The following is a 23,502-nucleotide window of genomic DNA, read 5'->3' as shown; positions in this document are numbered from 1 at the left end:
TCAGTCGGCCACGATGGCGCCGCCGGTGTACGGACGGCTCAGGCGGGTGAGGACATCGTGGTAGGCGTCCATGAACGCCGTACGAACGTTGTTCCGTTCGAGGGCCGCGACACCGCGGACCGTGGACTCGCCCGGTGTGCCCACCTCACGGCGTACGGCGAGGGTGTCGCCGTCGCGTTTGATCAGGAGCTCGGCCGTGCCGGCCATGGTCTCCAGGAACATGGCCTTCGCGCTCTTGAGGTCGAGGCCGTGGCAGACCGCGGCGTCGATCGCCGCCTCGGCCAGGACAGCGATGTAGGCGGGCATGACCCCGGCCGTCGCCGTGGCCAGGTCCATCTGGCGCTCCGGAAGGACTACGACCGTCCCGAGCCGGGAGAGGAGCTCGACCGCGGGCTCGCCGCCCGCGGCCACGGCAACCACGCCGCGGCGGACCTCGACCGGCGTGTTGGGCATCGTCCGTACGACGGTGGCACCGGGGTAGGCGGCCTGGAGCTCGGCGACGGTGGTCGGGCCCATCATCGAGATCACCATCTTCCCCGTCGCGTCGACACCCTTGGCGATCTCGGCCAGCTGGTCGGGACGATGACCCAGGAAGACTGTTTCGGAGCGCTTGAAGAGATCGGCGTTGGTGGGCATCACCTCTCCGCCCAGCTCGGCCACGAGCGCCGCCGCCCGCCCGGAACCCGCGTCGGTGGCGTAGACCGGCTCACCGAGCCCACGCGCGATTGCACTGGCCATGTTTCCTGCGCCGACGAAGCCGATCATGAGGATCCTCTGTCAGGTGGACGAACGGTCATCTGAACCGTAGAGCGGTCGAGCCGTCCGTACTTGCGTCGCACGTCGGACCCGTGCCGCGCGTTTTGCATCACCTGTCGTTAGCAATCGCGGCCGGGCCTGCCGAGGATCGGTGCAGAGAAGGAATGTGCCGGCAGGAAGGCCGCAAAGCATGCCGAGTAGAGGTGCGACCGACAAGTCGACGGGGCCCGCGAGTCCGCGGGTCCGGGTCCGGCGTCGACCCGCCCGGGCGTCGTACGACCTCGACAAGGTCCACGAGATCCTGGACGAGTCCCTCATGTGTCACGTCGGCTTCGTCGTCGACGACCAGCCGTACGTGTTGCCCACCCTGCACGTCCGGGTCGGCGATGAACTGCTCATCCATGGATCCCGCAAGAACCGGATGTTCAACCTGATCGCCGACGGCGCGCCGGTCTGCGTGGAAGCCACGGTTCTCGACGGCCTGGCGATGGGCCGCTCCGTCCTGCAGAACTCGGTGAACTATCGCTCGGTCGTCGTTCTGGGCAGGGGTACGGCGGTCGAGGATCCCGAGGCCAAGCTGGAACGCATGCTGGCTCTGGTCGAGAAGTGCATCCCGGGCCGGTTGCCGGACCTGCGACCGCTGACGGATGCGGAGCTCGGTAGTGCCCTGTTGGTGTCCATCCCGCTCGACGAGTGCTCCGTCAAGGTGCGCACCGGCGACGGGGACGACGCGGCAGCGGATCGAGCCCTACCTGTCTGGGCGGGCGAGCTCCCGTTGCGGGTGACACCTGGTGAGCCGGTCCCGGACGAGCATGTGCCGGCCGGTACGGCGGTCCCCGAGTATCTGCGGTTGTGGGGCCAGGGCAGAACGGGAGTGTGACACCGGCCATCGGACGCTATCGTCGGGGGATGACGTCAGAGCTCCAACGGTTGGTTGATGCTCTCGGCCACAAGATCCAGCGCAACGTGACCGTCGACGATGCCTGGATGCGTCAACTGGCCTTCTCCTCGCACGAGTACGGCCCCGTCGACCGGCTCCGCCGGCAGTCGATCTTCCAGCAGCACGACGTACGTCCGGAAGTCCTGGCCTGGACGCAGGCGGCCGGAGCGCGGACCGCGGTGGAGCCGTTCCGGCCGCCGATCGATCCCCGGATCGGTTGCACTCATCAACGGCTGGTGGTCCCGATCCGGTGGCAGGGCGCACTGGTCGGGTACATCTGGATCGTCGAGGGGGAGAACGAGCTCACCGCGGAAGAGCTGAAGACTGTTTCCCAGACGACCGAGACGCTGGCTGCCGCCCTGCATCGAGACCAACTGGCTGAGGAGTTCAGCAAGAGCAGGATTCGCGATCTTGCCCATGAGCTGATTCTGGCCGGCGACCTGGCCGCTCGTCGGCACGCCGCCGCCGACCTCGTCGACGCCGACTATTTCGTCGCAGCCGAGCCGGTGTGCGTCGTGGTCGTCACACTGTCCGCGGACGGTCGCGGGCTGTCCGAGAACGAGCGCGACGTACTCGGTGGATGGCTCGATCGCGCGGGACGCCGGCTGAGCGATCGTCGTCACATCTGCCTGGTCCGGCGAGACCACGGGCTCCTCCTGCTCTCCGACAAGGACCCGATGTTCGGCGGCACGGAGAAGGTCGCGCTGGTGCGTGATCTGCTGTCGAGCATCCTGGCGGATCTGCCCGGCAGCGATCCGTACGCCGGCATCGGCAGCGTGGCCGGCGATCTGACCGATGCGCACAGCTCGTACGAGACGGCACAACGAGCAGCCCGCGTGGCTCGCGTCATGGGCGGCCCGGATCGCGTGATGTCCCACGAGGAGCTCGGCGTCTACGGACTGCTCACCAGAATCCCGAGTCGTGAACTCGACGAGACCTGCGTGCCACCCGGGTTGCTCCAGTTGATCGGATCGGGTCCGAAGGGCGCCCAGTTGGTCGACACCCTCGAGGCGTTCCTGGAGAACGCAGGAGACGTCCAAGCAACGGCGGAGCAACTGTTCGTGCATCGCACCACGCTGTACTACCGGCTCCAGCGGATCGAAGAACTGACCGGCGCCCACCTGTCCAACGGGGAGGACCGCCTTGTGTACCACCTGGGCCTGAAGATCGCCCGGCTGATCGGGCTCAGAAGTTAGCTACAGGAGGAGGAGAGCGGGCCGCCGCTTTCCGACGACGGGAGAATGCCTGGCGCACGACCATCCCCCTAGCGTGAACGCGTGACGCGATTCGGGATGGAGACGCCGGAATGCTGGTACTGACTGCGACGGACGTACGGGCGGCGTTCCCGATGGGCGACGCGGTGGAGTTGATGCGCTCCGCGATGGCCGCGCACGGCAGGGGAGAGGTGTTCCAGCCGCCTCGCGTGGTGCTGGACCCGCCGGCGTTCGATGGGTCTGTATGGCTCAAGCCGGCCTCTGTCGAAGGAGGCGTCGGGCTCAAGGTGCTGACGATCGTTCCTGGGAACCAGCAGCGTGGCCTGGAGGTGATCCAGGCGTTCGTCGCTCTGCTCGATCCCGTGACCGGCGTACTGCTGGCGCTGCTCGAGGGCGGAGTGGTGACGGAGCTTCGCACCGCGGCGACCTCGGGTGCTGCCACCGATCTGCTGGCCAACCCGGATGCAGGTGATCTCGCCATCATCGGCGCCGGAGTCCAGGCCCGGAGCCACCTTCTGGCGATGGCCGAGGTCCGCAAACTCCGGCGCGTCCGCGTCTGGAACCGGACCGAACCACGAGCACTCGAGTTCGTTCGGTGGGCCGAGGCTCGCGGCTTCGAGGTCGAGATCTGCGACAGCGTGCAGTCCGCCGTGGACGGAGCGGACCTGATCTGTACCGTCACGTCGTCGACGGACCCCTTGATCGACGGCGACTGGATCTCCCCAGGCACTCACCTCAACGCGGTAGGCGCCTTCCACCGCGAGGGTCGCGAGCTCTGCACCAACCTGGTGCGGAAGGCGGACGTCTTCGCCGTCGACAGCCGCGAGGGCGCCTTCGCCAACGCCGGCGACATGCTGATACCACTCGGCGAAGGCGCCCTCACCGACTCGTTCGATCCACCCGAGGTCGGTGAGTTGCTCGTCGGCACTCGGGCCGGGCGGACGACGACGGACCAGATCACCGTGTTCGAGTCCCTGGGACTGGCGATCCAAGACGTCGCGGCAGCAGCATCGATCGTCACGCTTGCGCAGCGTGAGGGCATCGGCGTCGTGATCGACTTTCCCTGACAGGAGCCGGTCGTGACCAAAGAAGTCACCGTTGTCGGGGGCGGGGCCATCGGTCTCGCCACCGCCTACTACCTGGCCCAAGCGGGCGCGGCGGTGCGGGTGATCGAAGCCCGCCGGGTCGGCAGCGGGGCTTCGTGGGGCAACAGCGGCTGGATCGCTCCCTCGTTCGCCGCGCCGATCCCTGCGAAGGGGCTGGTGAGCTACACGGTGAGGTCTTTGTCGGACCCGGCATCGCCGATCTACTTCGCGCTGCGAGCCGACCCTGACTTCATCCACTGGGCGTGGAGGTTCTGGCGCCACTGCAACGACGGTGCGTTTCAGCGCGGAATGCTGGCGACGGCACGGCTGGGCGAAAAGACCCACGCCCTGTACGCCGAACTCACCGCTCGCGGGATCGACTTCGGAATCCGGCGCGAGGGGATCCTGATGGTCGCCCTGCAGGCCGGTGCGCTCGAGGCCGACCTCGACCGGCTGAGGGTCCTGTCGGCGTACGGATATCCGTTGCCCGAGGCAATCTTGACCGGGGACGAGTTGCACGCGGCGGAGCCGGTTCTGTCCGACGAGGTGACCGCGGGGTTCGTGATCGAAGGCGAGGCGCACGTCGACCCGGCGCGGATCAGCTGCGGATTCGCGGACGCCCTCGGCCAGGTCGACGCCGAGATCTTCGAGGGCACCGAGGTTGCCGGAATCGAGCATCGCAACGGGCGGGCGACCGCGCTGCGTACCTCGTCGGGACGGTTCACGGTCGAGAACGTCGTACTGGCCGCCGGAGCCTGGACCGAGCCCCTCGCGCGGATGCTCGACGTCAGGCTGCTCATGCAGGCGGGCAAGGGCTACAGCTTCTCCATCCGTCCCCGGACCCAGCCGCTGCGGCCCATCCATTTCGGTGAATCGAAGGTGGTCGTCACGCCGCTGTCCGACGGCAAGACGCGCGTCTCCGGGACGATGGAGCTGAGCGGCCTCAATCTGCGTCTGGACGAACGCCGCATCCGCGCCATCAAAACTGGGGCGAGCAGGTATCTGGCGGACTGGCCCGACGACACCGTCGAGGACGAGTGGGTCGGCATGCGACCCCTCGCCGCCGACGGCCTGCCGATCCTCGGACGCGCGCCCGGCTTCGAGAACGTCTATCTGGCGACCGGCCACTCGATGTCCGGAATCACCTTGGCCCCGGCAACCGGCCTCTTCATGTCCGACCTCATCATGACCGGCCGAACACCGGCCCCGCTGACCCCCTTCACCCCCGCCCGTATCACCTGCTAACGCAACAAGTCCACCCGGGCCCCCTCAGGCGCCACGGGTGGACTCGTCAGATGGTGCTTACACGTCGTAGTACAGCTCGAACTCGTGGGGGTGGGGGCGGAGCTGGATGGGGGCGATTTCCTGCTCGCGCTTGAGGTCGATCCAGGTCTCGATCAGGTCCTCGGTGAAGACGTCGCCTTCGAGCAGGAAGGCGTGGTCGGCCTCGAGGGCGTCGATCACGGCGGGGAGCGAGGTGGGGACCTGCGGGATGCTCGCGTGCTCCTCCGGGGGGAGCTCGTAGAGGTCCTTGTCGACCGGGTCGATCGGCTCGATCTTGTTCCGGATGCCGTCCAGGCCGGCCAGCAGCTGCGCCGCGAAGGCCAGGTACGGGTTCGCCGACGGGTCGGGGCAGCGGAACTCGATCCGCTTCGCCTTCGGGTTCGACCCGGTGATCGGGATCCGGATGCAGGCCGAGCGGTTGCGCTGCGAGTAGACCAGGTTGACCGGCGCCTCGAAGCCCGGCACCAGACGGTGGTAGGAGTTCACCGTCGGGTTGGTGAAGGCCAGCAGCGACGGGGCGTGCTTGAGCAGGCCGCCGATGTACCAGCGGGCCACGTCGGACAGGCCGCCGTACCCGGACTCGTCGTAGAACAGCGCGTCGCCGCCGGAGAACAGCGACTGGTGGCAGTGCATGCCGGAGCCGTTGTCACCGAAGATCGGCTTCGGCATGAACGTCGCGGTCTTGCCGGCCGCCCAGGCGGTGTTCTTGACGATGTACTTGAACTTCTGCAGGTTGTCCGCGGTCTTCAGCAGTTCGTCGAAGCGGAAGTTGATCTCCGCCTGACCCGCCGTACCGACCTCGTGGTGCGCGCGCTCGACGAGCAGGCCGGCCCGCTCCAGCGCCAGCGTGATGTCGTCGCGCAGGTCGCCGAAGTGGTCGGTCGGCGCGACCGGGAAGTAGCCACCCTTGTAGCGGACCTTGTAGCCGCGGTTGCCGCCGTCCTCGACCCGGCCGGTGTTCCAGGCGCCGGCGACCGAGTCGATCGAGTAGTAGCCGGAGTTCGCCTTGGTCTCGAACCGGACGTCGTCGAAGACGTAGAACTCGGCCTCCGGCGCGAAGAACGCGGTGTCCGCGATGCCGGTCGACTTCAGGTACTCCTGCGCCTTGCGGGCGATGTTGCGCGGGTCGCGGCTGTACGCCTCGCCGGTCAGCGGGTCGTGCACGAAGAAGTTGATGGCCAGCGTCTTGGTGCCGCGGTACTCGTCGACGAAGGCGGAGGTCGGGTCGGGCAGCAGCTTCATGTCGGACTCGTGGATCTGCTGGAACCCGCGTACCGACGACCCGTCGAACATCAGGCCTTCTTCGAAGACCTCCGGTCCGAACGACGACACCGGGACGGTGAAGTGCTGCATGATGCCCGGCAGGTCGCAGAACCGGACGTCGATGATCTCGACGCCCTCGTCCTTGACGTAGGCGAGCAGCTCCTCAGCGCTGGAAAACATACGTACTCCTCGGGGTGGCTCAGAGATTGCATCTGAACGTAGGGCCTGCCGATTACTCGGCCGTGACCCCAATGTTTCGCGGATGTTACGCCCAGCGTGTCCGCGCTGACCCACTGGTGTACGGCGGTGACGGCCTGAGATCTCCCGGTCCGCTGTGTCCCGGCCCGGACCGCTTCCGTAGGCTAGCCATCATGGCATCATCCGCGCAGCCGGGCACAGGACCCTCCGAGGAATTCCGGTTCCCGGGGAATCGGCTGGGGCTCCCGGCCACCGGACCGGGCTCGGTCGCGGGCTGGGGCCGCCGGGTGCTGGCGCTGCTGCTGGACTGGCTGATCGCCGGGCTGATCGCGTCCGCGGTCACGTCGAAGCCCATGTGGGCGGGTGGCAATGATTTCGGGACCGCGCAACTGGTCGCCTTCTTCGCCATCACCGCGATCCTGACCGGGCTGGCCGGCGGCACCATCGGTCACCGTGTGTGCGGGATGCGGGTGATCCCGATCCGCGGCGCCACCAGTTACACGACGCAACCAGGGCTGCTGGCCGGCGTCATCCGCGCGTTCCTGATCTGCCTGCTGATTCCGGCCGTCGTCTACGACCGCGACCGCCGTGGCCTCCACGATCGCGCCGCGAACACCGCCGTCGTACTGCGGTAGTCAGCGCCGCGTGAGCCGGAGCTGGACGTCGTCCAGGTAGCCGGTGCGGAAGCCGGCCTCGGAGTACGCGAGGTAGAACTCCCACATCCGGCGGAAGGTTTCGTCGAAGCCGAGAGCGGCGATGGCCGGCCCGCGCTCGATGAAGCGGTTGCGCCAGATCCGCAGGGTGCGCGCGTAGTCGGCGCCGAGATGCCGGAGCACCTCGAGTCGCAGGCCGGCGTGCCGCGTGGTGACGTCCTCGATCACCTTGATCGAGGGGATCAGGCCGCCGGGGAAGATGTACTTCTGCACCCAGGTGAACGTGTTCCGGGTGGCCAGCATCCGCTCGTGCGGCATCACGATCGCTTGCACCACCGCGACCCCGCCGGGCGCGAGCCGCCGCTCGATCGCGTCGAAGTAGACCGGCCAGTACTTCTCGCCGACCGCCTCGATCATCTCCACGCTCAGTACGGCGTCGAACTCGCCGATCTGGTCGCGGTAGTCACGCAACGCCACCTGCACCCGGTCGCTCACGCCGGCGTCGGCGATCCGGCGCTGGGCCATCAGTGCCTGCTGCGAGGCGATCGTGATCGCGGTGACCCAGGCACCGCGTTGCGCGGCGCGGATCGCCAGGCTGGCCCAGCCACACCCGATGTCGAGCACCCGCGATCCGGACACCACCCCGGCCGCGTCGAGGATCGCGTCGAGCTTGTTCAGTTGCGCCTGCGTCAGTTCGTCGTACGACGCTGTGGCCAGGTCTGCTGCGGCGGCGGGCCCGAAGTACGCCGCCGAATAGGTCAGGGTCGGGTCGAGGAACTCGGAGAACATCGCGTTGCTGAGGTCGTAGTGGCGGCTGACGTTCTCGCGGGCGCCGGCCCGGTCGTTCTCCTGGTCGCCGGGCTGGGACCGGGTCACCAGCCAGCGCAGCGACTGTGCCCATTTGGGCAGCAGGTGCCGGGTCTCCTCGTTGCTGAACCGCTCGGCGAACGGGACCAGCAGATCGGACAGGTCGGTGCCCGGTTCGGGATCCCAGTCGCCGGCCAGATAGGCCTCACCGAATCCGGACCCGGCGTCGTGACCCAGCCGGTCCAGGAACGCCGCGCTGCGGTGCACCCGCATCGCCGGTCCGCCCAGGCCGTACGACCTGTTCTCGAGGTGGATCGTGGCCGGCAGATCTCTGGCGATCAGACGGAGCGCAGCCAGCGCGCCGGCCCGGCGGACCGGGTTCGACCGAGGGCGGGCCAGTGTCGGCCACGTCTCGGTCACCGGCTGATGCACAGCCGGCAGGAGATCCGTCATGATCGTCAACCTCGTGTCCTCGATCCGTCCTGGTCGCACCTTAAGGCCCAACCTCCGCCCCACGACGCGACACGAAGGCACACTCGTGCCACGTCACGGACAGATCAACTGATGAGCGGCCGCCGGGTTACCCCGTCTCGCTCGTCGCCCCCCAGCGCCGAGTCAGCGGCCCTTCATGGCCTGCCTGGCGCCCTTGAGGCTGGTCGGCACCGGACCCTTCGGCATCGGCACCTGCGGGCGGACGGCGTCCAGCGCCTTCAGCCGCTGCAACAGGTCGGTGATCTCCGACGGCTGCAGCGCCTGGGGCAGCTTCATCACGTGCTTGGTGAGCTTGCGGATGTCGATCTCGTCCTCGCCCTGACCGGCCACGATCTGGATCACCGGCGCGCCACCGGCGACCCGGTTGTGCTTCTTGCCCTCGGCGGCGAGCAGGTTCTTCACCCGGCTCGCCTGCCCCTCGCCGACCAGCACGATGCCGGGACGGCCGACGACCCGGTGCACGATGTCGGCGTTCTTCGTGACCGCGACGGCAGGCGTCACGGTCCAGCCGCGGCGCAGCGTCTGCAGCGCGGACGCGGCCGCACCCGCCTGGCCCTCGATCTGGCTGTACGCCGCCTTCTCGACCTTGCGGCCGAAGATGATCGTGGCGGCGAGGAAGCCGAGCGCGACACCCAGCGGGATCCACACCATCAGCGGCCCGACCAGCAGGCCGACCACCACGAAGACCGCGACGATGCCGAGGAAGATCCCGGCGAGCACCAGCCCGACCGTCGGGTCGGACTTCTTGGTCAGCTTGTACGCCGAGGCGATCTGCTTGAGCCGACCGGTCTTCTTCTCTTCGGGCGCGTCGTTCTTGGCCATCTCTCCCGGATCCCTGTTTTAAGCGGTCTGTGTCGCGGCGTTCATCCGCGACTCCACAGCCTGACGGTACAGCCGACCGGCCCGGTACGACGAACGCACGAGTGGCCCGGACATGACTCCGGCGAAACCGATCGCCTCGGCCTCGGCCTGCAGCTCCACGAACTCCTCGGGCCGGACCCACCGCTCGACCGGGTGGTGCCGCACCGAGGGGCGCAGGTACTGGGTGATGGTGATGATCTCGCAGCCGGCGGCGTGCAGGTCGCGCAGCGCCTGGCTGACCTCGTCCCGGGTCTCGCCCATGCCGAGGATCAGGTTCGACTTGGTGACCAGGCCGTAGTCGCGGGCCTGGGTGATGACGTCCAGCGAGCGCTCGTAGCGGAAGCCCGGCCGGATCCGGCGGAAGATCCGCGGCACCGTCTCGACGTTGTGCGCGAACACCTCGGGCCGCGACGAGAACACCTCGGCGAGTTGCTCGGGGACAGCGTTGAAGTCGGGCGCGAGCATCTCGACGCCGGTGCCCGGGTTCAGCTCGTGGATCTGGCGGATCGTCTCGGCGTACAGCCAGGCGCCGCCGTCGTCCAGGTCGTCGCGGGCGACGCCGGTCACGGTGGCGTAGCGCAGGCCCATGGTCCGGACCGACTCGGCGACCCGGCGCGGCTCGTCCCGGTCCAGCGCCTGCGGCTTGCCGGTGTCGATCTGGCAGAAGTCGCAGCGGCGGGTGCACTGGTCACCGCCGATGAGGAACGTGGCCTCGCGGTCTTCCCAGCACTCGAAGATGTTCGGGCAGCCGGCCTCCTGGCACACGGTGTGCAGCTGCTCGGACTTCACCAGCTTCTGCAGTGCCTGGTACTCCGGGCCCATCTTGGCCCTGGTCTTGATCCACTCGGGTTTGCGCTCGATCGGGGTCTCCGCGTTGCGCACCTCGAGCCTGAGTAGCTTCCGTCCTTCTGGGGCGATAGTCACGACTCCAAGCGTACGCGGCCCTGGTCAGGGGTCATCCACCCGTAGGCTGATGGGCTATGGCCACGCTTGAACTGGGTACGACGTCCGCGGCCGCCGAGCCGGGGACACCACCCGGCACCGGGACGACTGTTCGGGGCTGGGTGCGGCCCGGTCCGACCGCGGCGCAGCGGCGTGCCGACGTACTGCTGGGTCTCGGGATGGCCGTGGCCGCGGTGATCGGCACCGAGCTGGCCCGGGGTGCCTCGCCGACGCATGTGGACCTCGGGATCGGCGGAGTCGAGCCGTACGTGCTCAGCGCGGCGGTCTCGCTGCCGCTGTGCTTCCGCCGCCGGTTCCCGATCCCGGTGCTACTGGCCGTGGCGGCGCTGTTCGTGGTCACGGGGGAGCGGGCGATCTTCGCCTTCGCCAGCAACCTCACCACCCAGGCGTCCCTGTTCATGGCGATCTACGCGGCCGTCGCCTGGGCGCGGGACCGGCGGCTGATGAAGGCGTCGGTCGCGGTCGTCTTCGTCGGGATGTTCGGCTGGCTGGCGATCAACTTCGTCAGAGCCCTGCGCAACAACGAGATCGAGGGCCCGAACCACGCACTGCTCTCGCCGTACGTCTCCAGCGTCATCCTCACCGTCGCCCTGAACATCCTCTACTTCTTCGGCGCCTATTTCTGGGGCAGGACCGCTTGGGGCACCGCCCGGCAGCGCCACGAACTCGAACAGCAGGCCACCGAGCTCGCCGCTCAGCAGGAGGCGAACGCCCGCCGCGCGGTGATCGATGAACGGCTACGGATCTCGCGCGAGCTGCACGACGTGGTCGCGCACCACATCAGCAGCATCGGAGTCCAGGCCGGCGGCGCCCGGCGGGTGATGGACTCCGACCCCGACGCGGCCAAGAACGCGCTGAGCGTGATCGAGGACTCCAGTCGTACGGCGGTCAACGAGATGCGCCAGCTGCTCGGCATGCTCCGCGCGGCCGACCCGGACGTCGACCTGGAGGCGCCGGTCGCCAAGGCGCCACAGGCTGGCGCCGACCGGCTCCCGGCGCTGATCGCGGACGTGAACGGCGAGGGCCTGTCGGTCGGTTTCCACCAGATCGGCCAGCCGGTCCAACTGCCCGAGACGGTCTCGGTGTCGGTCTACCGGATCGCCCAGGAGGCGCTGACCAACGTACGACGGCACTCGACGGCCCGGAGCGCACACATCACGCTGCGTTACCTTGGTGACTCGGTCGAGCTCGAGGTGATCGACGACGGCCGGCCCAAGCACGCCCCGGTGGGGAGCCGGCTCGGCCATGTCGGCATCCGTGAGAGGGTCGGTCTGCTCGGCGGCGAGACCGAGATCGGGCCGCGCGCAGTAGCGGCCGGTGGCTTCCGGGTCCGGGTCCGGATCCCGCTCGACCCGCAGAACCGCCCACTGCAAGGAGGAGACCAGGTATGACCGACACGGTGACCGAGCCGATGCGCGTCCTGCTGGTGGACGATCAGGACCTGGTCCGGGCCGGGTTCCGGATGATCTTGTCGGTCGAGCCGGAGATCGAGGTGGTCGGCGAGGCCTCCGACGGGGAGAAGGCGATCGAGCTCGCGCTGGCGCTGCGGCCGGACGTCGTACTGATGGACGTCCAGATGCCCGGTATGGACGGGATCACCGCGACCCAGCGGATCGTCGCTGCGGACGCGGGCAAGGTCGTCATCCTGACCACGTTCGACCGCGACGACTACCTGTTCGAGTCGCTCGGAGCCGGGGCCAGCGGGTTCCTGCTCAAGAACACGGCGCCCGAGGACCTGGTCGACGCGATCCAGGTCGTGCACTCCGGCCATGCGCTGCTCGCGCCCGAGGTGACCAGGCGTGTCATCAAGCGGTTCACCGGCGGCGGCGAGCGGGTCTACCGCCCGGACCTGCTGGAGGACCTGACCGAGCGCGAACGTGAGGTGCTCGGCCTGATCGCCCGCGGCCTGACCAACACCGAGATCGCCAACCAGCTCTACGTCGGCGAGGCCACGGTCAAGACGCACGTCTCCCGCGTGCTGCTCAAGCTGGGCCTGCGCGACCGCGTCCAGGCTGTCGTCTTCGCCTACGAGTGCGGCTTGGTCACCCCTGGCGACGACCCGACCGGCTGACCGGCGACCACCGCGACCAGCGAGCAGACGGCGGCGGTCACGACGACAACGGCCGGTACGCCGATCTGCTCGGCCGTCAACGGGACGACCGCGAGGACAGCGGCAGCGCAGAGGATCAGCGCGGGATGGATCACCCGGTCCACCTCGATCGGCTTGTGCACTGCCCAGAGCAGCACGATGAATGCGGCCGCAGGCACCGAGACCGAGTAGCCGACCGTCACGGGGGAGACCTCCATCTCGTGACCCGTCTGGACGGCCACCTCCAGACCGGCGCCGAGCGCGGCCAGCGACGCGAAGACGCCGTAGTGGCCGTAGCCCCAGCGGTACGACTGGTTGCGCCGCTGGCTGAGGCACTCTCCGGCCGGGTGCTGGAAGTAGAACCACCAGAGCGCGAAGAGCAGCACCAGACCGGCCCCTGCGACGACCAGGAGCGAGCCGCTGAACTCGCCTGCGGCCAGCGCGTTCTGCACGCCTCTGGTTGCCGCCAGCACGCTCTCGCCGAGCAGGATCAGCGTGAACAGGCCGTACCGCTCGGCAATGTGGTGCGGGTGCCAGTTGGTCGGGTAGGTGCGTTCGGCCCAGAGCGGCACGGACAGCTCGAGCACGACCAGCACCAGGAACACCGGCGGATTGGGTCCACCGGTCAGGACCAGACTCAGCAGCCATCCCACCTGTGCGACCGCGATCCCGATCGCGTAGCGGAGCGCCGTACGCCGACGGGTCGGGTCCTCGGCGGCCGCGCGCAGCCACTGGGCCACCAGGGCGAGCCGCATGATCACGTACCCGAGCGCCACCCAGCGGAAGTCCGAGTGCTTCGCCGCCTCCGGTATGCCGGCCGCGATGACCAGGACACCGCCCATCTGCACCATCGTGAGCAGCCGGTACGCGACGTCGTCGGTGGCGTACGAGGAGGCGAACCAGGTGAAGTTCATCCACGCCCACCAGATCGCGAAGAACACCTCGAGGAACGGCACCACCCCGTCGGCGAGATGGCCGTCCTCGATGCTGTGCGCCAGTTCGGCCGTGGCCGCGGCGACCGCGACCACCAGGGTCAGGTCGAACAGCAGCTCCAGCGGACTGGCCGTGCGGTGTGGCTCGTCGACGGCGCGCGCCGTCATCCGGGCTCTGAGCGGAGTGCGTTCTACGGGCAAGGTCGGCTCCTTGTCGGTCCTGTCACCAACAGAGACAGGACAGTGTCTCGAACTGTGACCGCGCGCACTGTCACAACCGCGGTGGGTTCCCTGTCTTAGCTGGCGACAGGAGTGCGACCCGCGCACCCGGAGCACGAGAGGCGAACCATGAAAATCGTGGTGATCGGCGGTACCGGACTGATCGGCTCGAAGCTGGTCCGGCGATTCGAGGCGGACGGTCACGAGGCGATCGCGGCCTCACCGAACACCGGAGTGAACACACTGACCGGCGAGGGACTGGCCGAAGTACTGGCCGGCGCCGCCGTGGTGGTCGACGTGTCGAACTCACCGTCGTTCGAGGACAACGCCGTGATGAAGTTCTTCGAAACGTCCACGTCCAACCTGCTCGAGGCCGAGGCCGCCGCCGGGGTCGGGCACCATGTGGCGGTGTCCATCGTCGGCACCGAGCGGCTCCCCACCAACGGCTACTTCCGGGCCAAGATCGCGCAGGAGCAGCTGATCGAGAAGGGCGGCATCCCGTTCTCGCTGGTGCACGCGACGCAGTTCTTCGAGTTCACCAAGGCGATCGCGGACACCGCCACCGATGAGGCGGGCAAGGTCCACATGGCGCCGGTGAGCTTCCAGCCGATGGCCGGTGACGACGTCGCGGACCAGGTCGCCAAGACCGCGGTCGCCGGGCCGTTGAACGGCCGCCGGGACATCGCCGGGCCGGACCGGTACCGGATGGACGAGTTCTTCCGGATGGCGCTGCCCGACCGCGAGATCGTGACCGACGACCACGCGACGTACTTCGGCAGCGAACTGCTCGAGGACAGTCTGGTCCCGATCGGCGACGTGACGCTCGGTCAATTCCACTACCCCGAGTGGGCGGAGGCGCATCGATGAGCTCTGGCGACTTCCTGGAGGGACTGGAGAGTGAGGTCAGCGCCGACCTGGCGATGGCCCGAGCGGGTGCACCGGCGGCCGACACTCCGCCAAGTGAGTGGCTGGTAGACCCGGAAGAGGTCGAGGTCGAGCAGACTGAGTACACCAGTCTGCTCGGGGCCGTGCAGGCGCTCGAAACCGACCGGATGGATCCGGGCGAGACCCCCACCGGACGCGGCGACACTGCGCGGGGGCAATGGGAGGAGTGACGGTGGCGGACGACCTCGAATCGGCCCTGGAGGTGTTCGAGGGGGTTCGCCCACGGCTGTTCGGGATCGCCTACCGGATGCTGGGGAGCGCCACCGAGGCCGAGGACCTGGTTCAGGACGTGTGGCTGCGGTGGCAGTCGGCTGACCGCAGTGCCGTCACCAACCCGGCGGCCTACCTGGCGACCGCGACCACTCGGCTGGCGATCAACGCCGCGCAGTCGGCCAGGGTCCGCCGGGAGACGTACGTCGGGCCGTGGCTGCCCGAGCCGGTCGACACCAGCGCGGATCCGTACCTCGGTGCCGAGCGCGCTGACGCGCTGGAGTTCGCCGTACTGCTGCTGCTGGAACGCCTGTCGCCGAACGAGCGGGCGGCGTACGTACTGCGGGAGGCGTTCGACTACCCGTATCCGCAGATCGCCGAGATCCTGCAGCTCAACGAACCGGCGGTCCGCCAGCTCGTCAGCCGGGCCCGCAAGCACGTCACCGGCGAGCGCCGTACTCCGGTGGACAGTGCCGAGCAGCGCAAGCTCCTCAGCGCCTTCGTGACCGCGGCGAGGTCGGGTGACCTCGCCGAGCTCGAGGAGCTGTTCGCCCCGGACGTGACGAGCGTCTCCGACGGCGGAGGGATCCGCAGTGCCTCCAAGATCCCGGTGCACGGTGCGCAGACGGTGGCGAAGTACTTCCGGTCGTTCAAGGACCGCTTCTGGGTCGGGATCGAGGTGGAGCTGTCGACCGTCAACGGGCAGCCCGCCGCGCTGCTGCGGCAGGACGGCAAGGTCTTCAGCGTGCTGACCATGGTCGCCACCAGCGAGGGCATCGAGCAGCTCCTGTGGGTGATGAATCCGGCCAAGCTCGGACGCGTGGGGTGATGGAGTCCGTCGTACGACGCTTCGCGGCGGCCTGTGCGGCGGAGGACCAGGAGGCCGTGCGGGAGGTGCTGGCCGCGGACGTCGTGCTGGTCAGCGACGGCGGCGGCCGGGTCCTCGCGCCGCTGCGCCCGATCCGCGGCGCGGTCGAGACCGCGCGGATCGTCGTCACGCTGATGTCGGCGGCGGTCCTGTCGATCGAGGAGATCAACGGCCGACCCGGCGTCGTGCTGCGCCGGGGCGGCCGGGTCGAGGCCGTCGCCTCACTCGAGGTGACCGGGTCCGTCATCACCCGCATCTGGGTCGTACTGAATCCGGACAAGCTGGCCCACTGGCTGGTGTCCGATCCGTCCCGCGGATGACACCGCCGATCACCCTGGCGGCCGACGTGCCCGCACGCCTGTCCTGACTAGCGTTGGAACCGCTCCCGCCGTGGGAGCGACCGGCGTGCGCCCGGTCAGGGGGCCGACGTGATGGGAAGCGGTGACGGATGCTGAGGGTGGCTGGGCTCACTCGGCGGTTCGGGGATCAGCTCGCGCTGGACGACGTGACATTCGACGTCGTCCCGGGACGGATGACCGGATTCGTCGGGGCGAACGGAGCCGGGAAGACGACGGCGATGCGGATCATCCTCGGCGTGCTGGCGGCGACCGCCGGCGAGGTGCGGTGGAACGACGCGCCGCTGACCCAGGAGGTACGGCGGGACTTCGGATACATGCCGGAGGAGCGCGGGCTGTACCCGAAGATGAAGATCCGCGACCAACTGGTGTTCTTCGGCCGGCTGCACGGCCTCTCCGCGGATCGTGCGGAGGAGCGAACCGACAAGCTGCTCGAACGACTCGGGCTGGCCGAGCGGGCCACCGACGCGCTGGAGACGCTGTCGCTGGGCAACCAGCAGCGGGTGCAGATCGCGGCCGCGCTGGTGCACGAGCCGATCGCGCTGGTCCTGGACGAGCCGTTCAGCGGTCTTGACCCGCTGGCGGTCGACACGATGGTGGACCTTCTCCGCGAGGAGGTGACGCCCGAGGTGCCGGTGCTGTTCTCGAGCCATCAGCTCGACCTGGTCGAGCGGCTCTGCGACGACCTCATCGTCCTGTCCCGGGGCAAGGTCGTCGCGGCCGGTCCGGTGGCGGACTTGGCTGCCGGCTCGGGTACGACGTACCGGCTCGTGGTCGGCGGTGACGCGGGCTGGCTGCGCGACATCCCGGGCATCCAGGTGCGCGACGTGGCCGGCGGTACGGCGCTGTTCGACGTCGAGGCCGACGGGGCAGGACAACAGATTCTTCAGCAGGCGATCGCTCGCGGGCCGGTGCTCGAGTTCGGTCCCGAGCGGGTGGCGTTGAGCGACATCTTCCGGGAGGCGACCCGATGAACGACCGATCTCTGGACCGTCCGTGGATGCTGATCGCCGAGCGCGAGATCACCACCAAGCTGCGGGACAAGACCTTCATCGGCTCGACCGTGGTGATGCTGTTCATCGTCATGGTCGCCGTGATCCTGCCGGCGGTGCTCGCCGGCCGCGGCGGCGCGGACAAGATCGCCGTCGTCGACGATGCCGGTGCGAAGGTCGTGCAGCAGGCGTCCACCACCGCGGGCGGCGACGGCTTCGAGGTCATCCGGGCCGCGGATCGTCCAGCCGCCGAGCAGCTCGTGACCGACGGCGACGCGAAGGTGGCGCTGCTGCCGGACGCCGACGGGTACATCGTCCTCGGCAAGGACCGGGTCGACTCCGGGCTCGAGGGTGCGTTGCGTGAAGCGGCCTCGGCCGTCGGGATGGAGAAGAACGCGGCCGGGGCGGGACTGACGCCGACCGAGCTCCGCGCCGGTACGAAGGTGCAACTGGAGCTGCTCAAGCCGGGTCCGCTGCCGGACATCGTCTCCGACTTCGTCAACATCGGCCTGGCGCTGGTGTTCTACATGACCGCGCTCGGCTTCGGCATGATGATCGCGCAGAGCGTCGTCCAGGAGAAGGAGAGCCGGGTCGTCGAGATCCTGGCCGCCGCGGTACCGATCCGGTCGCTGCTGTGGGGCAAGGTGCTCGGCAACACCGTGCTGGCGTTGTCCCAGATCGTGGTGATCGCGGCCGCGTCGCTGATCGGGCTGCTGGCCACCGACCAGGCCGACATCCTCGAGGTGGTCGCTCCGGTGGCCGGCTGGTTCGTGGTGTTCTTCGTGCTCGGGTTCGTCGCGCTGGCCGGGTTGTGGGCGGTCGCGGGATCGCTGGCGACCCGGCAGGAGGACCTCGGGTCGACCACACTGCCCGGGCAGATGATCCTGATGATCCCGTTCTTCTTCTCGGTGTTCGCTGGATCATCGGCCAAGACCGTGGCGTCGTTCATCCCGATCGCGTCGTCGATGGCGATGCCGGGCCGGATGCTGACCGAGGACGTGCCGCTGTGGCAGCCGCTGCTGGCGATCGTGATCCTGCTCGCCGGCACCGTCCTGATCATCCGCCTCGGCGCTCGTCTCTACGAGCGCACCCTCCTCCAAACCGGCCGCCGCCTCGGCTACCGAGAAGCACTGGCCATCAAGGCAACCTGATCTATCGTGCCAGCCGGGGCCGACGTTACAAGGTTGGTCCCGGCTGAGACGAAACCGCAACACTCGGAAACTGTGAGCTGTGCGTTGACCTGGACTACGGTCTCAACGCATGAACGTCGAGCTGCGCCACCTGCGGGTGGTGGTCCTGGTGGCAGAAGCGGGGTCCGTCGGACGGGCCGCCCGCTGGCTCAAGGTCAGCCAGCCGAGCCTGACCGCGCAGCTGAAACGCATCGAGGCCGCGTTCGGCGGTGAGCTGTTCGAGCGCTCCCGCACCGGCGTCACCCCCACCGCACTCGGCCGGTACGCCGTCGACCGCGCCCGCGCCATCCTGGTCGACGTCGACCACCTGTCCGCCACCGTGTCCGCGATGACGGCCGTCGAGTCCAGCGCCGTACGGCTGGGCGGATTTCCGACCGCACCCATGTCCGGCATCGCCTCGCGACTGCGCGACCACGGCGAGATCGAGCAGGTGAGCATCGAGGTCGAGTGGTCCACCAGCGTGCTGTTGCAGCAGCTGGAGAGCGGACGGCTCGACTTCGCGCTGCTGCGCGAGTTCCCGGGCTTCGAACTGCGCTTGCCCAGCGGCGTCGAGGCCACCACAGTCGTCGAATCGGAATCGGCGTACGTCGTGATGTCCGCCGACCACCCGCTGGCGGTCGCATCGCGGCACCGCGGTGAGATCGAGCTGGCCGCGCTGTGCGACGAGGAGTGGATCGGGGAACCGCCGGACGACAGTGGCTTCCACGTGTTGTTCCGGGCGGCCTGCGAGGAGGCCGGATTCCAGCCGAAGGTCGAGCACCACTCGGTCGACACCTCGGTCCTGATGGGCTTCGTCACCAGCGGTCAAGGCGTCGCGCTCGTCTCACCGACGTCGTACCGGATGCTCTCCACCGACGTCACCACCCGCACCCTCACCGGCGACCCGATCCACCGTCGCCTGCTGCTGGCCTGGAGCACGGAATCGCCGCGCGCCCAGATGGCGCGGGACGTCCACGAAATGGCCGCCGCAGCCTACGAACAAGCCTTCACCGAACACGCCCGCCGAGATCAGCACCAACGCATGCACGTCGCGTAACCCGCGCACCACCGCGAACACCTTCCGGGGACCGTGAACACCTTCCGGGGACCGTGAACACCTTCCGGGGACCGTGAACACCTTCCGGGGACGGTGAACACGTCATACCGTGTCCGCGCTCCCCAGACCCTGTCCACAGCCTCCGGCTCGCCCGTCGGCTGCCTGGATCGAGCTAGGCGCCGGCCGCCCGGATCTGTCCCGGGCCATCGACGACCGGCGGATTCTCGAAGGCACTGATAAAGATCTCCCCAGTGTCCTCCGGATCGTCCATCCGCTCCCGATACTGAGACCCGACCTGCTCCCGAACCCCAGGCACCGGAGCAACCCCCTGCTCCCGAACCTCAGGCACAGGCGGCGTCCCCACCCGCTCACCCTTCCCCTCAGGCATCCCACCCGGTGCCTGAGGCGCGGCAGCCTGTCCACTCGGCGCCGGCGGCCCGGCCGGCTTCGGCTCCTCGCCGCCCGCCTGAGGCGCGCTCGCCTGGCCCCCGCTCTTCACCACCGGCTCAGCGGTCCCCGGCTGCCCACCCGACGCTCCGGCTGCTCCAGCTGCCGCCGCTCCAGCCGCCGGTCCGCTCGGTGCCTCCGGGCCCGCCGGCTTCGGCTCCTCCGGGCGCGCCTCGGGCTCAGCCTGCTGCGCGGTCTGCACCGGCACCTGCTGCGTCTCCTGCTCAGCCTCGTCCACCGGAGCCGCCGACTGCCCACCCGATGCCGCCGCTGCTCCGCCCGATGCCGCGGTTGATCCGCCCGCGTCCTGCGCTCCCGCCGGCTCCTGCGTTCCCGCGGTCTGCTCACTCGACGTCTGCGGTCCGGCCGCCTCTTGCGTTCCGGCCGGCTGCTCACTCGGCGCCTGCGGTCCGGCCGGCTCCTGCGTTCCGGCCGGCTGCTCGCTCGGCTCCTGCGGTGCGGCCGGCTCCTGCGTTCCCGCGGTCTGCTCACTCGGTGCCTGCGGGTCTGTCGGCTTCGGCTCTTCCACAGGCACCTCGGGCTCCGCCTGCACCTGCTGCGTCTCCTGCTGCTCAGACACGGGCACCTGCTGCGTGGGCTCCTCGGCTTCGCGCACCGGGACCTGCTCTGTCTCCTGCTCAGCCGCGCCGGCCGCCGGCGCGCTAGCGCTCATCGGGACCTGCGTGACCTGCTCATCCTCGGTCCCCAGCTGCTGCTCGGCCACCGGCTGTGCGGCCTCAGGTTGCTTCTCCTGCTGGGGTTCCCCGCTCGGCACCTGCGTGGTCTCGTCGCGATCGGTCGGCACGAGCTCCGTGTGATCACCGAACTCGTTGCCTTCAGCATCGTTGTTCATGCCGCGGAACTGCGCCGTGTTCTCCGCCGTACCAGCAGCCGGGAACTGCGCCGTCTGCTCATCCGCCTGATTCCGCGGTCGCACCGGCTCCGGATCCTCGTCGAACAGGTCGTCGAACCGGCTCCGGCTCTCGTACGTCTCGGCGTACTGCCCCGGATAGGTGCTCCCGGCAACCGGATACAAAGCGGCCGCGTCCGCCTCCTGTTGCGCCTGCACGGCCTCCTGCTCCTGCTGCCACCGCTCGGCCTCCGCGCGCTCCCGCCGGCGGCGCTGCGTGCTCTGCACGATCAGCTGGATCCCGTAGACCAGCGAGATCACCGCCAGGATCGGTACGACGCCGTTCAGCGTGTACTGCCTGGAGCCGACGATCATCCCGTTGGTGACCCCGGGGACGTCGTTCAGGAAGTTCGTCGTCCGGTTCGGGATCCAAAGCCAGCAGTAGATCAGCGTGCCGAACGCGATGAACGCACCGAGTGCGCCCGCACCGGAGAAATACGACACGACGGTCCAGAAGATGAGCGCGCCGATGCCGTAGGCAAGCGCCATCTCCTTCGCATTCAGCTCGATGCCGCCGGGCGCCGCGAGAACTCCGAACACAGCCGGGCCGGCCAGCGCAACGGCCACTCCGAGCAAGAAACCGAGAAACTTGGACACACCCCCAAGGTAGCGACGTTTTGCCGTCACACCCCGCAGACACTTCGGCGCGTGCAGAAGGGCAAACGCTTGCGACAGAAGGCAGCGGCCACATCGCGTGACCTAGGCTGCACACCTGTGGAGCGACCGAACATCGTGGTGATCCTGTCCGACGAGCACACCGGTTCCGCAGCGGGTTGGGCCGGTCACCCGCGGATACAGACGCCGCATCTCGACCGGCTGGCGGCGCAGAGCGTGTCATTCGACCGCGCGTATACAAACAGTCCCATGTGCGTTCCGTCGCGGTTGTCGCTGATGACGGGGCAATACGTGCACCAGATCGGGGCTTGGGACAACGGTGTCATTCCCGGTCCGGACTTCCGCTCGTGGGGGCATCATCTGCGTGACTACCAGACGGTGATCGCGGGCCGCACCCACTTCAACGGCCCGGATCGCCTGCTGGGCTTCGACCGCCGCCTGACCGACGACCTCGACTTCTGGATCGACCACAGCGGCCGCCCACCTCGTCGTACGGCGCAGTGGCGGCGACCCACCAATTCACACGTCAGCGAGTACGGCGCTGGTGGGCACGTCCACACCCGTCACGACGTCGAGGCCACCGACGCAGCGCTCGGCTTCCTCCGCGATCCCGGCGAGGAGCCGTACCTGCTCTACGTCGGCTACATGCATCCACACTTCCCGCTGGTTGCACCTCCGGAGTTCCACGACCTTTACGACCCGGCCGACGTTGACCTTCCGCCCGCTCCGTCCGACGACCAGCATCCGGTGATCTCGCTGCTGCGCCACGGCTTCCGCAACGATGAGCCGATCACTGAGGAACAGGCACGCGAGGCCACCGCTTGCTACTGGGCCTTGATCAGCCATCTCGACCACCAGATCGGCCGGCTGCTGGCGGCGATCCCCGACGACACGGTCGTCGTCTACATCAGCGACCACGGGGAGATGGCCGGTCATCACGGCATCTGGCAGAAGCAGTGCTTCTACGAACCCGCTGTCCACATCCCGTTCCTGCTTCGCCACCCCACACTGGACCCGGCCCGGACCACGGCACCGGTGAGCCTGATCGACGTACTCCCGACGCTCCGGGCGATCGCCGGTCTGGCTCCCGACCCGACCTTGCCGGGCACCAGTCTGCTGGGTCCCGTCCCGGTCGACCGCCCGATTCTCTCGGAGTACCACGCCCAAGGCATGATCAACGCGGGCTACATGCTGAAGGCCGGTCCCTGGAAGTACTGCTATTACGGACCGACCGACCCGCCGCAGCTCTTCGACCTGGACGCCGACCCGTTGGAACTACACGACCTGGTCAGCCATCGACCCGACCTGGTCGCCAGGCTCGACGCCGCTCTCAGAGCGATCCTCGACCCCGATCAGACCAACGACCGAGCGCACGCCGAGCAGGCAGCGCGAGCTGACTGAACGACCGACTGTGCTGGTCGTGACGTCAGACGCTCAGGCCGTACGTGATGGCCGTGGGCGGTTCCTCGATGTGGTTGATGTCTGGTGAGCGCTCGTACTCTTCCCACCCGAGCATGCGGTCCAGGTGCCGCCGGATCGGCTCGACCACCTCGGTGACTGTGACATCACGACCGAGCTCCTTCGACAGCGTGGTGACGTCGGCGTCCGAGATCCCGCACGGCACGATCCGGTCGAACCACGTCAGGTCGTTGTCGCAGTTCAAGGCGAACCCGTGCATCGTGACGCCCTGCGCGACCCGAATCCCGATCGCGGCGATCTTCCGCTCCCGGCCACGGTCGTCGGCCGCCACCCAGACCCCGCTACGACCCTTGACCCGTCCGGTCTTCACCCCGAGCTCGGCGCAGACCGCGATCAGCGCCTCCTCCAGCCGCCTGACGTAGTCCACGACGTACACATGTGAGGCCAGCTTCACGATCGGGTAGCCCACCAGCTGCCCCGGACCGTGCCAGGTGATCTTGCCGCCGCGATCCACGTCGACCACCGGCGTCCCGTCCAGCGGCCGCTCCTGCGGCTCGGTCCGCTTGCCCGCCGTGTACACCGGTGGGTGCTCGAGCAGGATGACCGTGTCCGATCCGGTGCCCTCGGCAACTTCCGAATGCAGGCGTCGCTGCTCGGCCCACGCGGTCTCGTAGTCCACCGCGTCGGCGCCGAACCCGGCCTCCACATACTTGATAGCCCTCACGTCTTCGAGTGTATGCGTCACTGACTACCGCCGT

Annotated in this window: 23 protein-coding genes; 15 read left to right on the top strand and 8 right to left on the bottom strand. The window is 68.7% G+C overall.

Going from position 1 to position 23,502, the window contains the following annotated elements; all coding sequences use genetic code 11:
* Complete coding sequence (locus tag AB0I34_RS22115; protein WP_360447718.1) at positions 1 to 765, bottom strand: pyrroline-5-carboxylate reductase dimerization domain-containing protein; 765 nt, start codon at positions 763 to 765, stop codon at positions 1 to 3.
* A 181-nt stretch (positions 766 to 946) separates the two neighbouring features.
* Between AB0I34_RS22115 and AB0I34_RS22110 the strand changes: the two genes are divergently transcribed.
* From AB0I34_RS22110 to AB0I34_RS22095, 4 genes are all read left to right on the top strand, one after another.
* On the top strand, positions 947 to 1,636 hold the full coding sequence (locus tag AB0I34_RS22110; RefSeq protein ID WP_360447716.1) for a pyridoxamine 5'-phosphate oxidase family protein: 690 nt from the start codon (positions 947 to 949) through the stop codon (positions 1,634 to 1,636).
* Positions 1,637 to 1,665: 29 nt separating this feature from the next.
* Positions 1,666 to 2,892: a helix-turn-helix domain-containing protein gene (locus AB0I34_RS22105; RefSeq protein WP_360447714.1), complete on the top strand. Its 1,227-nt coding sequence runs from the start codon at positions 1,666 to 1,668 to the stop codon at positions 2,890 to 2,892.
* A gap of 110 nt (positions 2,893 to 3,002) precedes the next feature.
* Positions 3,003 to 3,977: an ornithine cyclodeaminase family protein gene (locus AB0I34_RS22100; RefSeq protein WP_360447712.1), complete on the top strand. Its 975-nt coding sequence runs from the start codon at positions 3,003 to 3,005 to the stop codon at positions 3,975 to 3,977.
* A gap of 12 nt (positions 3,978 to 3,989) precedes the next feature.
* Positions 3,990 to 5,240 carry an FAD-dependent oxidoreductase gene (locus tag AB0I34_RS22095; protein WP_360447711.1) on the top strand — a complete coding sequence of 417 codons (1,251 nt, stop codon included), beginning with the start codon at positions 3,990 to 3,992 and terminating at the stop codon, positions 5,238 to 5,240.
* Between the two features lie 57 nt (positions 5,241 to 5,297).
* Here the strand turns inward: AB0I34_RS22095 and glnA are convergent, their stop codons facing one another.
* Positions 5,298 to 6,722, bottom strand: a complete 1,425-nt coding sequence (gene glnA, locus AB0I34_RS22090; protein WP_360447709.1) for a type I glutamate--ammonia ligase — start codon at positions 6,720 to 6,722, stop codon at positions 5,298 to 5,300.
* A gap of 191 nt (positions 6,723 to 6,913) precedes the next feature.
* Between glnA and AB0I34_RS22085 the strand changes: the two genes are divergently transcribed.
* Positions 6,914 to 7,375 (top strand): RDD family protein, encoded by a 462-nt coding sequence (locus AB0I34_RS22085; RefSeq protein WP_360447707.1) that lies wholly within the window; start codon positions 6,914 to 6,916, stop codon positions 7,373 to 7,375.
* Here the strand turns inward: AB0I34_RS22085 and AB0I34_RS22080 are convergent, their stop codons facing one another.
* From AB0I34_RS22080 to lipA, 3 genes are all read right to left on the bottom strand, one after another.
* On the bottom strand, positions 7,376 to 8,653 hold the full coding sequence (locus tag AB0I34_RS22080) for a cyclopropane-fatty-acyl-phospholipid synthase family protein (RefSeq protein WP_360447705.1): 1,278 nt from the start codon (positions 8,651 to 8,653) through the stop codon (positions 7,376 to 7,378).
* Between the two features lie 162 nt (positions 8,654 to 8,815).
* Positions 8,816 to 9,514 carry a DUF4191 domain-containing protein gene (locus tag AB0I34_RS22075; RefSeq protein ID WP_360447703.1) on the bottom strand — a complete coding sequence of 233 codons (699 nt, stop codon included), beginning with the start codon at positions 9,512 to 9,514 and terminating at the stop codon, positions 8,816 to 8,818.
* Positions 9,515 to 9,532: 18 nt separating this feature from the next.
* Positions 9,533 to 10,477: a lipoyl synthase gene (gene lipA, locus AB0I34_RS22070; RefSeq protein ID WP_360447701.1), complete on the bottom strand. Its 945-nt coding sequence runs from the start codon at positions 10,475 to 10,477 to the stop codon at positions 9,533 to 9,535.
* A 56-nt stretch (positions 10,478 to 10,533) separates the two neighbouring features.
* Here lipA and AB0I34_RS22065 point away from each other — a divergent pair, with 56 nt between their 5' ends.
* Positions 10,534 to 11,907 carry a sensor histidine kinase gene (locus AB0I34_RS22065; protein WP_360447699.1) on the top strand — a complete coding sequence of 458 codons (1,374 nt, stop codon included), beginning with the start codon at positions 10,534 to 10,536 and terminating at the stop codon, positions 11,905 to 11,907.
* Positions 11,904 to 12,587: a response regulator transcription factor gene (locus AB0I34_RS22060; protein WP_360447697.1), complete on the top strand. Its 684-nt coding sequence runs from the start codon at positions 11,904 to 11,906 to the stop codon at positions 12,585 to 12,587. Before AB0I34_RS22065 ends, AB0I34_RS22060 begins: the two co-directional genes overlap by 4 nt.
* On the opposite strand, the gene AB0I34_RS22055 is transcribed toward AB0I34_RS22060, so the two are convergent.
* Positions 12,542 to 13,738, bottom strand: coding sequence for a low temperature requirement protein A (locus AB0I34_RS22055; protein ID WP_360447695.1), 1,197 nt, complete (start codon positions 13,736 to 13,738; stop codon positions 12,542 to 12,544). The two genes, AB0I34_RS22060 and AB0I34_RS22055, sit on opposite strands and share 46 nt — an antisense overlap.
* A gap of 147 nt (positions 13,739 to 13,885) precedes the next feature.
* Here AB0I34_RS22055 and AB0I34_RS22050 point away from each other — a divergent pair, with 147 nt between their 5' ends.
* The 7 genes from AB0I34_RS22050 (at position 13,886) to AB0I34_RS22020 (ending at position 19,353) form a co-directional block, all read left to right on the top strand.
* Complete coding sequence (locus AB0I34_RS22050; RefSeq protein WP_360447693.1) at positions 13,886 to 14,623, top strand: SDR family oxidoreductase; 738 nt, start codon at positions 13,886 to 13,888, stop codon at positions 14,621 to 14,623.
* Positions 14,620 to 14,871 (top strand): hypothetical protein, encoded by a 252-nt coding sequence (locus AB0I34_RS22045; protein WP_360447691.1) that lies wholly within the window; start codon positions 14,620 to 14,622, stop codon positions 14,869 to 14,871. The genes AB0I34_RS22050 and AB0I34_RS22045 overlap by 4 nt, the downstream gene beginning before the upstream one ends.
* A 2-nt stretch (positions 14,872 to 14,873) precedes the next feature.
* Positions 14,874 to 15,740: an RNA polymerase sigma-70 factor gene (locus AB0I34_RS22040; protein WP_360447689.1), complete on the top strand. Its 867-nt coding sequence runs from the start codon at positions 14,874 to 14,876 to the stop codon at positions 15,738 to 15,740.
* Complete coding sequence (locus AB0I34_RS22035; protein WP_360447687.1) at positions 15,701 to 16,099, top strand: hypothetical protein; 399 nt, start codon at positions 15,701 to 15,703, stop codon at positions 16,097 to 16,099. Before AB0I34_RS22040 ends, AB0I34_RS22035 begins: the two co-directional genes overlap by 40 nt.
* A 128-nt stretch (positions 16,100 to 16,227) precedes the next feature.
* Positions 16,228 to 17,109, top strand: coding sequence for an ATP-binding cassette domain-containing protein (locus AB0I34_RS22030; protein WP_360447685.1), 882 nt, complete (start codon positions 16,228 to 16,230; stop codon positions 17,107 to 17,109).
* Positions 17,106 to 18,278 carry an ABC transporter permease gene (locus AB0I34_RS22025; RefSeq protein ID WP_360447683.1) on the top strand — a complete coding sequence of 391 codons (1,173 nt, stop codon included), beginning with the start codon at positions 17,106 to 17,108 and terminating at the stop codon, positions 18,276 to 18,278. Before AB0I34_RS22030 ends, AB0I34_RS22025 begins: the two co-directional genes overlap by 4 nt.
* Positions 18,279 to 18,387: 109 nt before the next feature.
* Positions 18,388 to 19,353, top strand: coding sequence for a LysR family transcriptional regulator (locus AB0I34_RS22020; protein WP_360447681.1), 966 nt, complete (start codon positions 18,388 to 18,390; stop codon positions 19,351 to 19,353).
* 172 nt (positions 19,354 to 19,525) lie between these two features.
* Here AB0I34_RS22020 and AB0I34_RS22015 read toward each other — a convergent pair whose 3' ends face one another.
* The gene (locus AB0I34_RS22015) at positions 19,526 to 21,307 is read right to left on the bottom strand and encodes a hypothetical protein (protein ID WP_360447679.1); all 1,782 of its coding nucleotides are present in this window, start codon (positions 21,305 to 21,307) and stop codon (positions 19,526 to 19,528) included.
* 117 nt (positions 21,308 to 21,424) lie between these two features.
* On the opposite strand from AB0I34_RS22015, the gene AB0I34_RS22010 reads away from it, so the two are divergent.
* Complete coding sequence (locus AB0I34_RS22010) at positions 21,425 to 22,726, top strand: sulfatase-like hydrolase/transferase (protein WP_360447677.1); 1,302 nt, start codon at positions 21,425 to 21,427, stop codon at positions 22,724 to 22,726.
* Positions 22,727 to 22,751: 25 nt separating this feature from the next.
* Here the strand turns inward: AB0I34_RS22010 and lipB are convergent, their stop codons facing one another.
* Complete coding sequence (lipB, locus tag AB0I34_RS22005) at positions 22,752 to 23,468, bottom strand: lipoyl(octanoyl) transferase LipB (RefSeq protein WP_360447675.1); 717 nt, start codon at positions 23,466 to 23,468, stop codon at positions 22,752 to 22,754.
* Between the last annotated feature and the right edge of the window lie 34 nt (positions 23,469 to 23,502).

Origin of the sequence: Kribbella sp. NPDC050281 (genome assembly GCF_040655855.1) — a bacterium.
In the GTDB taxonomy this organism is placed as follows: domain Bacteria; phylum Actinomycetota; class Actinomycetes; order Propionibacteriales; family Kribbellaceae; genus Kribbella.
This window is presented reverse-complemented; position numbering and strand designations above follow the sequence as displayed.

Excerpts from the sequence above, each read along its gene's own strand:
- AB0I34_RS22030 (WP_360447685.1), top strand. The coding sequence starts at position 16,228 with ATGCTGAGGGTGGCTGGGCTCACTCGGCGGTTCGGGGATCAGCTCGCG.
- AB0I34_RS22080 (WP_360447705.1), bottom strand. The coding sequence starts at position 8,653 with ATGACGGATCTCCTGCCGGCTGTGCATCAGCCGGTGACCGAGACGTGG.
- glnA (WP_360447709.1), bottom strand. The coding sequence starts at position 6,722 with ATGTTTTCCAGCGCTGAGGAGCTGCTCGCCTACGTCAAGGACGAGGGC.
- AB0I34_RS22050 (WP_360447693.1), top strand. The coding sequence starts at position 13,886 with ATGAAAATCGTGGTGATCGGCGGTACCGGACTGATCGGCTCGAAGCTG.
- AB0I34_RS22085 (WP_360447707.1), top strand. The coding sequence starts at position 6,914 with ATGGCATCATCCGCGCAGCCGGGCACAGGACCCTCCGAGGAATTCCGG.
- AB0I34_RS22075 (WP_360447703.1), bottom strand. The coding sequence starts at position 9,514 with ATGGCCAAGAACGACGCGCCCGAAGAGAAGAAGACCGGTCGGCTCAAG.
- AB0I34_RS22115 (WP_360447718.1), bottom strand. The coding sequence starts at position 765 with ATGATCGGCTTCGTCGGCGCAGGAAACATGGCCAGTGCAATCGCGCGT.
- AB0I34_RS22060 (WP_360447697.1), top strand. The coding sequence starts at position 11,904 with ATGACCGACACGGTGACCGAGCCGATGCGCGTCCTGCTGGTGGACGAT.
- AB0I34_RS22020 (WP_360447681.1), top strand. The coding sequence starts at position 18,388 with ATGAACGTCGAGCTGCGCCACCTGCGGGTGGTGGTCCTGGTGGCAGAA.
- AB0I34_RS22025 (WP_360447683.1), top strand. The coding sequence starts at position 17,106 with ATGAACGACCGATCTCTGGACCGTCCGTGGATGCTGATCGCCGAGCGC.
- AB0I34_RS22110 (WP_360447716.1), top strand. The coding sequence starts at position 947 with ATGCCGAGTAGAGGTGCGACCGACAAGTCGACGGGGCCCGCGAGTCCG.
- AB0I34_RS22045 (WP_360447691.1), top strand. The coding sequence starts at position 14,620 with ATGAGCTCTGGCGACTTCCTGGAGGGACTGGAGAGTGAGGTCAGCGCC.
- AB0I34_RS22105 (WP_360447714.1), top strand. The coding sequence starts at position 1,666 with ATGACGTCAGAGCTCCAACGGTTGGTTGATGCTCTCGGCCACAAGATC.
- AB0I34_RS22065 (WP_360447699.1), top strand. The coding sequence starts at position 10,534 with ATGGCCACGCTTGAACTGGGTACGACGTCCGCGGCCGCCGAGCCGGGG.
- AB0I34_RS22100 (WP_360447712.1), top strand. The coding sequence starts at position 3,003 with ATGCTGGTACTGACTGCGACGGACGTACGGGCGGCGTTCCCGATGGGC.